11 protein-coding genes are annotated in these 12,589 nt (G+C 57.9%); 4 read left to right on the top strand and 7 right to left on the bottom strand.

Annotated features, from left to right (window positions below; genetic code table 11):
- Positions 1-111: 111 nt before the first annotated feature.
- From RHM55_RS05305 to puuE, 5 genes are read right to left on the bottom strand one after another with little or no spacing between them, the layout of a single operon-like run.
- Positions 112-1,305 carry a urate hydroxylase PuuD gene (locus tag RHM55_RS05305; protein WP_322179943.1) on the bottom strand — a complete coding sequence of 398 codons (1,194 nt, stop codon included), beginning with the start codon at positions 1,303-1,305 and terminating at the stop codon, positions 112-114.
- 26 nt (positions 1,306-1,331) lie between these two features.
- Entirely contained in the window at positions 1,332-1,856 is a 525-nt protein-coding gene (locus tag RHM55_RS05300) for an ureidoglycolate lyase (RefSeq protein WP_322179941.1), read from the bottom strand.
- 49 nt (positions 1,857-1,905) lie between these two features.
- A complete protein-coding gene (gene alc / locus RHM55_RS05295) occupies positions 1,906-2,901 on the bottom strand; it encodes an allantoicase (protein WP_322179939.1) in 996 nt (331 codons plus the stop codon).
- 43 nt (positions 2,902-2,944) lie between these two features.
- Positions 2,945-3,460: a 2-oxo-4-hydroxy-4-carboxy-5-ureidoimidazoline decarboxylase gene (gene uraD, locus RHM55_RS05290; RefSeq protein WP_322179937.1), complete on the bottom strand. Its 516-nt coding sequence runs from the start codon at positions 3,458-3,460 to the stop codon at positions 2,945-2,947.
- Positions 3,457-4,389 (bottom strand): allantoinase PuuE, encoded by a 933-nt coding sequence (gene puuE, locus RHM55_RS05285; protein ID WP_322179935.1) that lies wholly within the window; start codon positions 4,387-4,389, stop codon positions 3,457-3,459. Before puuE ends, uraD begins: the two co-directional genes overlap by 4 nt.
- A gap of 375 nt (positions 4,390-4,764) precedes the next feature.
- On the opposite strand from puuE, the gene uraH reads away from it, so the two are divergent.
- From uraH to RHM55_RS05265, 4 genes are all read left to right on the top strand, one after another.
- The gene (uraH, locus tag RHM55_RS05280) at positions 4,765-5,118 is read left to right on the top strand and encodes a hydroxyisourate hydrolase (RefSeq protein WP_322179933.1); all 354 of its coding nucleotides are present in this window, start codon (positions 4,765-4,767) and stop codon (positions 5,116-5,118) included.
- Positions 5,119-5,268: 150 nt separating this feature from the next.
- A complete protein-coding gene (locus tag RHM55_RS05275) occupies positions 5,269-8,304 on the top strand; it encodes a dermonecrotic toxin domain-containing protein (protein WP_322179931.1) in 3,036 nt (1,011 codons plus the stop codon).
- Positions 8,291-9,349, top strand: a complete 1,059-nt coding sequence (locus RHM55_RS05270; protein WP_322179929.1) for a hypothetical protein — start codon at positions 8,291-8,293, stop codon at positions 9,347-9,349. Before RHM55_RS05275 ends, RHM55_RS05270 begins: the two co-directional genes overlap by 14 nt.
- 278 nt (positions 9,350-9,627) lie before the next feature.
- The gene (locus tag RHM55_RS05265) at positions 9,628-10,392 is read left to right on the top strand and encodes a GntR family transcriptional regulator (protein ID WP_322179927.1); all 765 of its coding nucleotides are present in this window, start codon (positions 9,628-9,630) and stop codon (positions 10,390-10,392) included.
- On the opposite strand, the gene guaD is transcribed toward RHM55_RS05265, so the two are convergent.
- Together guaD and xdhC are read right to left on the bottom strand one after the other, a co-directional pair.
- Positions 10,389-11,741, bottom strand: coding sequence for a guanine deaminase (guaD, locus tag RHM55_RS05260; RefSeq protein WP_322179925.1), 1,353 nt, complete (start codon positions 11,739-11,741; stop codon positions 10,389-10,391). The genes RHM55_RS05265 and guaD overlap by 4 nt on opposite strands.
- A gap of 7 nt (positions 11,742-11,748) precedes the next feature.
- The gene (xdhC, locus tag RHM55_RS05255; protein WP_322179923.1) at positions 11,749-12,588 is read right to left on the bottom strand and encodes a xanthine dehydrogenase accessory protein XdhC; all 840 of its coding nucleotides are present in this window, start codon (positions 12,586-12,588) and stop codon (positions 11,749-11,751) included.
- Position 12,589: the final 1 nt, after the last annotated feature.

Below are 12,589 nucleotides of genomic sequence, written 5' to 3'. Positions count from 1 at the left end.
TTCAGGGGATTGACTCGCCCTGAATAAGGTTTACACCTTCTGGCTTCTTATCAGGAAGGTGCAATGGATACGGGCACAAGTCGCGCGGCTCAAGTGCCTTGGATTAATCGATCAGTTGGTCTGCGCACCCTTGTCGATCCATGCGCCGATCAGATCACGTTCCTGTTGGGTCATCTGGGTGATATTGCCCAGCGGCATGATCTGCGAAATCACGGCCTGGGCCTGGATGCGCGGTGCCAGTTGCTGGATTTGTTGCGGGGTATCGAACATCACGCCAGCGGGCGCTGTGCTGAACAGTGGGCTGGTCGGCTTGGCCGAATGGCACACGGCGCAGCGTTCTTGAATCACGCTGTGAACCTTGTTGAAATCGATACCGCTGGCGCGTGCTGCAGATGCCGCGTCAGTCGGCCCTTGCGCAGGGCCAGTGACATACGCCAGGCAGATCATGCCCAGCGCGGCAACGGGCAGGGTCCAGGCGAATGTGTGGCTGTTATGGCGGGTATTGAAGTAGTGGCGAACCAGAACCGCCAGTACCGAGATTCCGGCCAGGATCAGCCAGTTGTATTGACTGCCGTAAGTGCTAGGGAAGTGGTTGCTGATCATGATGAACAGCACGGGCAGGGTGAAGTAGTTGTTGTGCCGGGAGCGCAGTAAGCCTTTGGCGGGCAGGCTGGGGTCCGGCGTGCGGCCAGCAGCGATGGCGGCCACCAATGCGCGCTGGGCGGGCATGATGATGCGGAACACGTTGCCGACCATGATCGTGCCGATGATGGCGCCCACATGCAGGTACGCGCCGCGACCGCTGAACACTTTACTGAAACCGAACGCGGCGCCAATCAGCAGCACGAACAGAATCAGGCCGAGCAGGGCGGGGCGCTTGCCCAGTGGCGAGTCGCACAGTACGTCATAGATGAACCAGCCAGCGATCAGCGAACCGATACCGATGGCGATACCTTCGACGCCCGAAAGACTGCTGCCAGGGGCGAGCAAATAAAGCGTCGGGTTGGAGTAGAACACCACACACATCAACACTACGCCGGACATCCAAGTGGAATAGGCTTCCCATTTGAACCAGTGCAGGTTGTCGGGCATGGTCGGCGGGGCGAGTTTGTATTTTTCCAGGTGGTAGATACCGCCACCATGAATGGCCCATAAATCGCCGGCCAGCCCGTCACGCGGGTTGACTCGGTTGAGGTTGTTTTCCAGCCAGACAAAATAGAACGACGCCCCGATCCAGGCCACGCCGGTAATCATATGAACCCAGCGCACGCTCAGGTTCAGCCATTCCATTAAATGTGCTTCCACAGAATTGACCTCTTGCCTGTCACCACTTAAGGGCGCTCAGACCTTCCTTGTTGGTGGGGGTCGAGGAACAGGCACTGGTCCTCATCGAAAAAATGCTCATCGCAGTTATTGCCAGTTCCGCTGCGATCAACCACCAGGAAATCATCCCGCTTTTCGATCGTCAGCACCGGGTGGTGCCAAACGCCGCGATGGTAATTAATGCCCTGCCTGCCATTACTGATGAAGGCGCGGACCCACTCTGATTCAGGTGCATCGCCATGTGGCGCGACCACAATCAGAAAAGGATTGCCGAGCAGCGGTATGAACGCCTGACTGCCCAGTGGATGTCGTTCCAGCATGCGCACGGTCAGTGGCATCTGCAACGCTTCGGCGCGGAAGATGCTGATGATCGCCTTGTCATCCGGCGCGGCGGTTTCAACCTCGGCCAGACGATGGAAACGCAGGGTCGAACCGTTGTTGATCATGAAGTGCGCGCTGCCATCGGTTTCAATTACGTCACCGAAGGGGGCGAAAGCTTCTTTGGTCAGGGGTTCGATCATCAGTGTGCGCATGCTATTTCTTCTGTTCTAAGGTTCACGATTAATCTGTAGGGGATTGTATTTATTTCGCGACTTTACCCAGCACGCGAAGGCGACTCACGCCCCCATCCGGGAACACATTCAGGCGGATATGAGTAATCGGGCCCAAGGCTCTTATCTGTTCGGCGAATGTGTGTTCGGCGTGCATTTCCAGCTTCTGGGCCGGCAGCAGTTCGCGCCAGAACAGGCTCTGGGTTTCGATCTGATTGTCCGTGCCGCCTTTGACGAGCGCGGCCTGAATCGAACAGGTGTCCGGGTAGTTGCCCTTGAAGTGCAGGGTGTCGACGATGACTTTTTCAATTTCGCCAGCATGGCCCAAGGCGACGATCACCCAGTCATTGCCCGGCGTGCGTCGACGCGCGGTTTCCCAACCGTCGCCCATGTTGATCCCGCGGCCCGGGTTCAGGATGTTGCTCATACGCCCGTAATGCTCGTCGGAGCAGGCCAGCGCCCGGCCGCCATTGAGCGCTGCAGCAAGGTCGAGTTGTTCGTTGTCACTCACGGCCGACCAATCGCGGAACGGAACGCCATACACCCGCAGACGTGCCACGCCGCCGTCCGGGTAGATGTTGAAGCGCAAGTGGCTGAACGCTTGAGTGTTGCTGATCTCGTGGAAGTGGTGGCTGTTGCCTTGCAGTTCGACGGCCGACAGCACTTCAGTCCATGGGGTTTTTTCGTCCGGCTCGCCAGTGGTCAGGAAGCACGCTTCCAGCGAGGCCGAGGGCGGAAAGTTGCCGGTGAAAAATGAGGTGTCGATGTCCACGCCCTTGATCGAGCCCGGCACGCCCAGGCGGATCACGGCGCTGTCATAACCTTCGAAGCGTTTGCGGCGTGACTCCCAGCCGTCCATCCACTTGCCGTTGTCATCGAACACGCCCTCCTTCCAGACGGCCGGGGTCGGCTGGAACAGACGGTTGGCGTCGGCGAACCAGTCATCGGTGACCGAGATGATTTTGGTGCCCAGACGGGCGTCGGCCAGGTTGACGAACTTCTCGAACGGTGCGGCGTAAGCTTTCATTGTTCTTGTCTGCCTCTGCAAAAACTGGCGTGGGATAGGGCGACTATAAGTGCTGCAAACGGAACATCGCGATCTTGTTGATTTCCGCCAGCGCGCAGGCGAACTCGGTGTCGACCGGGTTATGAATGCGTGTTTCGAAAGCGGCGAGGATCTGATGTCGGTCACTGCCTTTCACCGCCATGATGAAGGGGAACGCGAACTTGGCCTTGTAGGCGTCGTTCAGCTCGGTGAAGCGCTGAAACTCTTCGGCCGAGCATTGGTGGATACCGGCGTCCGCTTGCTCGTACGTGCTGGCTTCAGTCAGTTGGCCCTGCACGGCGGCTTTGCCGGCAAGGTCCGGGTGGGCGTTGATCACAGCCAGTTGCCGGGCATGATCAGCGTTCAACAGAATGTCGCTCATAAGGGCATGCAAGGTTTCGACATGGTCCAAGTCTGCGCCCTGGCCCATGTCGTAGGCCTGCTCGGCCACCCACGGTGAATGTTCATAAATATCAGCGAAGGCGGCGACGAACGCTTCACGGCTCAGAGACGATGGCGTCAGTGTCTGAAAGCGGCTCATGGCGTGATCTCGGTATTCTGATAAGGATGTTCGGTGTGCCAGTGCCGGGCGATATCGACGCGCCGACTGAACCAGACCTGCTCGTGGCCCTTGGCGTACTCGATAAAGCGCTTGAGCGCTGCCAGTCGCGCCGGGCGTCCTATCAAGCGGCAGTGCAGGCCGATGGAGAGCATTTTTGGCGCCTCGGCACCTTCGGCGTACAGCACGTCGAACGCATCCTTGAGGTACTGGAAAAACTGCTCTCCATTGTTGAAGCCCTGCGCCTGGGTAAAGCGCATGTCGTTAGTGTCCAGGGTGTACGGGATCACCAGGTGCGGCTTGCCGGTGGGGGTGTTCGGTTCCCAGTAGGGCAGGTCATCGTCATAGGTATCGGAGTCGTAGAGAAAGCCACCTTCCTCCATCACCAAACGGCGGGTATTGGGCCCGGTACGGCCGGTGTACCAGCCCAGTGGGCGTTCGCCGCTGATCTCGGTAAGGATGCGAATCGCCTCACGCATGTGTTCGCGCTCCTGAGCCTCATCCATGTACTGGTAGTCGATCCAGCGATAACCGTGGCTGCAGATTTCGTGACCGGCTGCAACCATGGCGCGGATCACTTCCGGGTAACGCTGCGCGGCCATGGCCACGGCGAAAACTGTCAGCGGGATATCGAATGCTTTGAACAACTTGAGCACGCGCCACACGCCGACACGGCTGCCGTATTCGTAGAGCGATTCCATGCTCATGTTGCGCTCGCCCTGCAGCGGTTGGGCTGACACCATTTCCGACAGGAAAGATTCGGACTCTTTATCACCGTGCAGAATATTGCGCTCGCCGCCTTCTTCGTAATTGAGCACGAAGGATAGCGCGATGCGGGCATTTCCCGGCCAGTGAGGATGGGGCGGGTTGTTGCCGTATCCGATCAGGTCCCGTGGGTAGTCAGCACTCACAGCAGGCTTCCTTATGTGCGTATTGTCAGTGGCGGCGGTTGCCAGGGCAATCAAGGCCGGCGCCATCGCGATGGCTCGATTGTATACAACTCTTAAATCGTTTTGTAAGCCTGGTTTTTAGCGTTTATCCAGGAGCTAGTGCCTGCAAGAAACTTGCCTGAGCGATCAGCTTATATCTGCAAGAGGGCTTAATCGCCTGATTGTTGGCCGAAACAGATGTCTCGATGTAATCCTCGTCATGCCGCTCTAGAAAGCGATATTTATTGTGTACAATTTTTTTAGCAAATGTCTTAATTACGGCTCGCCGCTCTCAATCCTGGCACCATAAGGGGGCAGCCTGATCTTTCAACTGACTGCGCGAGGGGCTGACGAGCAATGGGACGATTGACGACGCATGTATTGGATGCCGCCCACGGCTGCCCGGGCAGCGCTATCAAAATCGAGTTGTACCGGGTCGAAGGTGAACGCCTGGAGCGGGTTGCCACTGCGGTGACCAACGCCGATGGCCGATGCGATGGTCCTTTGTTACAGGGCGATGATTACCGTTCGGGCGTCTACCAATTGCAATTTCATGCCGGTGACTACTACCGGGCACGGGGCGTGGATTTGCCTGATCAACCGTTCCTTGATGTGGTGGTTCTGCGGTTCGGGATTGATGCCGCGCAGGACCACTATCACGTGCCGTTATTGATTTCGCCCTACAGCTACTCAACGTATCGCGGCAGTTAGTCGCTGCCGGGTAGCTTCCCTCGTCATCTCTTGCCCGCTCACGTTGCGGGCTTTTTTCTGTCCGGAAAACAGGTAGCCGATATTTATGTAGTCATTGCGCGCCGGCGGGCTTGGGCACACTTCCGGGTCTAATCAATTCTGGAATAATCCATGATTTCAATGACGCTAGCCCCCGCAGACCTCCTGACACAAGAGGGCGAAGACATTCCGTCTGTCGACGCTTTGCTGTACCGCCGGATCGTATCGTTTGGCAGTTTGCCGCCCGCGCGTTTCGTCGCCTTGTGCGAAGAGAAAGTCGCGCTGTATGGCAACCGTATTCAGGCATGGATCGGGGAGGAGGGCGAGCGCGTAAAGCCCTTGGCCGAGTACCGCCGTTTTCACGCTGCATTGCATAGCGCCTCGGTGTCGATGCAAGCAATTACGAGCACCCTGGGTGCCAGTACAGCGCAACTTATCAATGAAAACACTGCCGGGTTGATCGCGCATCGCGAGCAAGCGTTGCTCAGTGAAGCGCAGCTTCAGGCCTATGAGGGCTCGATCAGCGCTGTCGAGCTGACGCACATCCAGCAAGCGGTTGGCACGCTTGACCCTGTTGCCGAGTCAGTGCGGGTGACTGACCTGTGCATCGCTGTCGGCGAAACGGTTCATGCCTTGAGCGGCGTCCTGATTTTTACCACGCAACAGGCGCTCGATACACCTGATGCCGAAGAGTCCGCGTTGTTATTCATGCCGGGGAAAGGTGGTGGACTGCAGAAGTTCTCGTCTTTGCAGGCGCTCAAAGATGACGTGCAGTTCACCTTGCAGTCGGGCCTGGACACGCCGTTCTGGCGGCATGTGTCTGCCTCATCGCGAGGTGCGGCAATGGGCGCGGCCAGGACCGGCCCTCTGGAGTTGATTACCCGTGTCACCACTGCGCCAGCCATGACCCACAGCGTGCACGTGCAGATTGAAAGCCTTGAAGCCTCCATTCGCGCGGCCACCGATGGTCAACGATTTTTTGATGACGCCAGCAACGAGGAGGCCACGCTGAGTCGTTTGTATCTGGAGTCGGCTGACAACCTGCAGGTCCATCGCAACGACGCGCGGGACCAGGCCATCGACCGTGTGGCAGAGCAGCAGCGAACCGGTGAATTAGTTGCTCAGATGCCGCAATGGCTGTTGCACGCCCCGGTCGATATTCGCCGTGAGCATGGCCAGCGATTGAGCGCATACCATGCAGCGGCGGCCTTGCTGGAACGCGAGTTGGACGCAGTGTTGCCGTCATTCGAGGCATTCACCCGCCAGACGCTCGCGGCTCGGATCAAGGACGATCTGGGCATTGATGTCGACGCCGATCAGGTCTTTATCGATCTGCCCGAAAGCGCGACTCGGGATTTCGATATCGATCCGCAGTACGGCGTGCTTCGCCATGGCAACAGCTGGAGTGCAAGTGCCGGGCGGGTAAGGTTCTCCGTGGCTGAGTGGGCTCGTTATAACATCGATCCCAAGGATGAAGAGATGACGGCGCGACTGACCTTTGCCCGGATCGATTCGCCTGCCGGTGACCTTGGAACGGCGATTGGCCTGACAGTCGATTACATCAGCCGAATCATTCCTCTGGTCAATATCGCCGCTCAGTACCGGGCGTTGCTGGGCCGCGTGTTCCAGACGCGTACGAAGACGTCGCCGCTGATCACGCCCGATGTTTTGCTCAAACCCTATGAACTGGAAATTCTGCTGGAAGGTTTTGCTGCCCTGCAAGAAAAACGCTTGAGCGCTCATGGCTATCGCGTGTTTGAGCAGGCGGTGCAGGCACGTTCCAATGCGGACTTGCACGCAGCCCAACTGCGAATGAGCTGGGTCGTTTTAAACCCGGGTCATGCGGTAAGCGGTGAAACCAAAAGCGCGACGCTTTCAGGTCTCTGCGTTATCCATCACGAGACAACAGGGACCACATTGGTCTATTTGCCCCAGGCACCCACTGGCGTTTCGCTGATAGAAGCCATGAGTCTGCAAGAAGCCAAGGCGCGGCTGATTAACAAACTCATCAATAACCCGCCGCTGATCGAGTACCTGGTTTCGCGTGCTGGCGAAGAGGGCAGCCAAGCGGCTAATACGCGTTATATCGAACAGGCATTGCTACGCAAATTCGACGGTTTTATCACCTTCACCCCAGCTCTTTTTCTAAAAATAGCGGCTCAGCAGGTGGATGTACGTGCCAGGCTGATCCATGTACACACCAAGCTTGATGCGCGTAGCAACGCCGACATCCGCAGTGGACACGACCTTCGTGAAAGCCAGGCATATATGGCGTACTTCAAGGCAATCCTGTCGTTCTTGCCCGGTATGGGGACCCTGTTCAGCGTGCATGACGGCTGGAATGACGGCCACTCCGCAGCTGCAGCTTTCAGAGAGGGCAGAACGTTCGAGGGCGAGGTGCTGACGGCAAGCGCATCCCTGAGCGTTCTGGACATCCTGCTCTCAGTGGTGCCCGGTGTCGCCACGGTTGCCGCCTTCGCCAAGGTCGCCCGCCGCGCGACAAAATTGCGCCAGGCTGCCCGGTTGACGGGCACCCTGCCCTCGGTCACGCGCAAGCGCTACGTGCTCACGTCATTCAAAGGGTATGAGGCCGACGTTTCACCGGTCGGAGCAAGCAAACAGAACGGGGTCAACGCGGGCACGGCGTTGAAAGACGGGCAGCTCTGGATACAACGGCAAGGCAAGTTTTACAAGGTCTACAGGCGCAAAGGCGAGCAGTCACTTCGTCTGCAAAAGACGGTGGGTCAGGGGTATGAACCTCCGGTGCGTCTCGACTCGCAGGGGGACTGGGTTTATCACATGGATGTCGGCCTCAAGGGAGGGGTGAAATCGAGTATTGCCGAGACGCTGATTAGTGAAGCCCATCCCGATGGCAGCTTTACGCGCAAGCAGGCGCGCGAGTTACTTGATCAGTTTGCGTTTCCCGTCGATCAACAACGACGGCTTGAATTGGACGTGGCCGTACATTACCAAAGCCACAGAGCAGTTCCAGGCTGGGCAGAGGCCCATCGACGCCAACCACAAGGTGAGACGGTCGCTCCCCTGCCCATTCCCGTTGCAAGCAAACGCAAGCAGCCAGCACCCAGCACCCTCAACCAGCGAAACCAATCGCCAGCCGCCGCAACCGGTTCCGGGTACCAGTCGGAGCATCGCTGTGCCAGCAGATAATTGGAAAGGCTGGGGCCAGGAGCTGGACGAGCTGACTGTTCTGGAGCCCATCGGGCAACAACCGCCGATCTTCCGGGTGACCGGTGCGCCTGAGCGCGAAGTCGTTGTCATCGGCCGCGAGTGTTTCGATATCCTGCCTGCCGGTTCGACACAAAGCCCGAGCATGGTATTTCTGCGCAACCCGGCAGCGGGGAACTCCAGAGGCAGCTTCGCAGAGTTGAACGAGGTCATCAGGGTCAATCCGTTCGATCAACCGGTGATGGCTTCTTTCAAGGCAGGCCAATGGACGGTTCATGGGCCTTTGTTTTCGAAAAAAATCCAGAGCCTCATTGCTGATATTCGCCCGGCATTTACCCCCATCTCCCAGCGAGTGCTGGCGGAAAAGCTTTATCAACTGGCCGACAGTACCAGCCTCAGCATGACGGCGACCCGGTTGATAAATATGAAAGCGACGCTCAATGCCTGGAGGAAGGGGCACGCTGCGCCATTGGCAAAACTCAACGATCCGCTGACCATGCTTGATGGGGCAAGGCCTACAGGCAGCACCTATCAAAGCATGAACATCAGCTATGAAAGTTCGCTCGACACCTTTCATCGGCTGGACTTCCTGCCCGGCGATCCGTCAGACCTGGCAAAGCTTAGAGGGGGGGCGGATGCGATGAGTGCCCAGGAACTGAGTGAGTTGATGACCCGCCAGTTGACGTCGAGCGGTTACGAGCTATTACCCGGCGGGGACTTGATGCACTTCACGCCCACGTTGACGTTTCAGCGGCCCGGACTGGATAAGCTGTACATGATGAGTGTGCGGCGAGTCCACAACAGTCAGGTGGCGCATGAGCTACAACCTCTACCGTTGGGATTTCCGCTGTCCAGCACGTGGCTTGATGCCTTTTTGGACCGCTATGCCGGTACGTCGGTAGCGACAAGAATCGCGGCCGCCCAAGAGCAGGGGAGTCTGATCAGGCTGGTGGGCGGGACAAACACCACGAGGGTGTCGGGTGTTAGAACACAATTGTTTGTCGTCAGGGTCGCCGATGATATTTGACGGAGGTTGATTTTCAATACGCTTTTGCGGGAACGCGTTGGCCGAGTTTGCTTTGCAATAACGCGCCGAGCTGTCGGATTTTTTGACCGCCAGCTCAGCGCCTCGCAATAAGCGAAGTCGTGATTTTGTGTACAAAAAACCTAATAATTTTTTTAAAGTTGTACGTAATATGTTCGATGTCGTGTGCGTAAAGCTGTAGACAAGATCGCACCTATTCACCCCCCATGCACTGTGTACAATGTGGCGGTACTTTATCTGTGATTTGCACACGAGCGCCCATGAACGAACCGTTGCAGCCCCTCAAAAAACAGCCGAGAACCGTCAAGGCTGGCCGTGTCGGCACGCAGGACGACAGGGTCTACGCGCATATTTTCGAGGCGATTCTCGAACAGCGTCTGGCCCCCGGTACGAAGCTGAGCGAGGAGGCTCTCGGGGAGATTTTCGGCGTCAGCCGCACGATCATTCGTCGTGCCCTGTCACGCCTGGCCCACGAAGGAGTCGTGTTACTGCGGCCCAACCGTGGCGCGGTGGTTGCCAGTCCGAGCGTCGAGGAGGCGCGGCAGGTATTTTTTGCCCGACGCATGGTGGAAAAAGCGATCACTGAGTTGGCGGTCGAACACGCTACGCCTGAGCAGCTTGCCCAATTGCGGCAAATGGTCAGTGATGAACGCGACAGTTTTTCACGTGGAGACCGAGGTGCCGGGATTCGCTTGTCGGGCGAGTTCCATCTCACGCTGGCGGTGGCCGCGCAGAATGCGCCGCTGATCAGCTTCCAGCGCAGTCTCGTTTCCCAGACATCGTTGATCATCGCCCAGTACGAAAGCGGCAACCGCTCGCACTGCTCCTACGATGAACACACCCAGTTGATCGACGCCATCGAGGCGCGTAACACCGAGCTGGCCGTGAGCCTGATGATGCATCACATAGATCACATCGACAGCAAACTCAACCTTGACGAAGAGAGCGCCTCAGACGACTTGCACGCGGTGTTTTCGCACCTGCTGCAAAGCAAGAAAAAGCCGGGGCGCAGTCCGACGATTTAAGCGGTGGGACTGCAAGATCGCTGATGCACCAACTGCCCCGCCGAGTAGGTCTCCAGCACCGCGCGGTCGTCCCCCAGCGTCGTCAGTACAAATAACGTCTCTTCGATATCCTTGGTCTGTTTCAGGCGATAGGAGAGCAGCGGGGTGGCGTGGTAGTCGAGGATCAGGAAGTCCGCCTCATTGCCAGGGTGCAAACTGCCAATTTTGTCTTCCAGGCGCAGTGCTCGCGCGCCGCCCAATGTCGCCAGGTACAGCGACTTGAACGGGCTCAGTTTCGCCCCCTGCAACTGCATCACTTTGTACGCTTCGTTCAGCGTTTGCAGGATCGAGAAGCTGGTGCCTGCGCCGACGTCAGTACCCAGGCCAACATTGAGTTTGTGCTTCTCGGCCATTGGCAGATTGAACAGACCGCTGCCCAGAAACAGGTTCGACGTCGGGCAGAACGCCACGGCCGAACCGGTCTCTGCCAACCGCTGGCATTCGTCGTCACACAGGTGCACGCCGTGGGCGAATACCGAGCGCTCGCCGAGCAGATTGAAGTGGTCATAAACATCCAGATAGCCGCTGCGATCCGGGAACAGCGCCTTGACCCATTCGATTTCTTTCAGGTTCTCACTGATGTGGGTTTGCAGGTACACGTCGGGGTATTCACTGAGCAATTGTCCGGCCAATGCCAGCTGCTCCGGGGTGCTGGTCGGAGCGAAACGTGGGGTCACCGCGTAGTGCAGGCGACCCTTGCCATGCCAGCGCTCGATCAACGCCTTGCTATCGATGTAGCTCGATTCTGCGGTGTCGGTCAGGTAGTCCGGCGCGTTGCGATCCATCATCACCTTGCCGGCAATCATGCGCAGATTGAGCTTTTCGGCTGCGGTGAAAAACGCCTCCACCGAGGCCTTGTGCACACTGCCGAACACCAGCGCGGTGGTCGTACCGTTACGCAGTAATTCTTTAAGGAAAATGTCCGAGACTTCAGCTGCATGAGCTGGATCAGCGAACTGTTTCTCGCAGGGAAAGGTGTAGGTATTCAGCCAATCCAGCAGTTGTTCTCCATAGGAACCGACCATGCCGGTTTGTGGCAAATGGATGTGCATGTCGATGAAGCCGGGAGTAATCAGCGCGTCAGGGTATTCGGTAATATCGACATCGGCACCGAGCTGTCCCAGCAGGTCCGCGGCATGCCCAAGGGCGACAATTTTGCCATTTTCGACCACCAGCAAACCGTCTTCGAAATACTCATAGGACGCCTCGACCACCACCACCTCGGCAGGATCGGCGATGCTGTGCAGGATGGCAGCACGGTAGGCTTTGGTGACGGTGTGGCTACCGTTTTTTGCAGATACAGATGTCATAGAAATCTCATTGAACTTGGCTGCGGCGTGAAACCGGCAATAGGTGCGCAACAGGTTCGGCATGGCTGCTGTGTTGGCCGAAGCTGGCGTTGTAGGTAGCGATCACTTCAGCGGCAATGGACACGGCGATCTCGAAGGGCAATTTGCCTTTGACCTCGGCCAGGCCCATCGGGCAACGCATGCGTTGCAGCAGTGCCGCATCGAAACCGCGCTCACGCAGGCGATTCTCGAATTTGACCCGCTTGGTCTTCGAACCGATCAAGCCGAAATAAGTGAAATCATTGCGCGTGAGAATGGCTGCCGTCAGCTCGAGGTCCAGTTGATGGTTGTGGGTCATGACGATGCAATAACTGCCTGTGGGTAATTGCTCGACTTCATCCACAGGCTCTTCGTTGACGATCCGTGTAACGCCCTCCGGGATCAGCGCGGGGAACTCCTGTTCTCGCGAATCGATCCAGCGCACCCGACAGGGCAGGCTGGCAAGTAGCGGGACCAGCGCCCGGCCGACATGCCCTGCACCGAATACCGCAATCTGTGCCTGAGGCTGGCCCATGGGTTCGAACAGCAAGACGTTCACCCCACCGCAGCACTGACCCAGGCTGGCGCCCAGGCTGAAGCGCTCCAGGCGCGTGTATTGACTGCCGCTGGCGAGCATCTCGCGGGCGATCTGCATGGCCTTGTATTCCAGGTGCCCACCCCCGACGGTGTCGAAAATCCGTCCGGCAGTGACGACCATCTTCGAACCGGCATTGCGCGGCGTCGAGCCGCGCTCGTCGATGATGGTCACCAGTACGCAGGGTTCGCCCTGGTTTTGCAGTTCGGCGAGAGCGCTGATCCAGTTGTTCATG

Origin of the sequence: Pseudomonas sp. MH9.2, from assembly GCF_034353875.1 — a bacterium.
GTDB lineage: Bacteria > Pseudomonadota > Gammaproteobacteria > Pseudomonadales > Pseudomonadaceae > Aquipseudomonas.
This window is presented reverse-complemented; position numbering and strand designations above follow the sequence as displayed.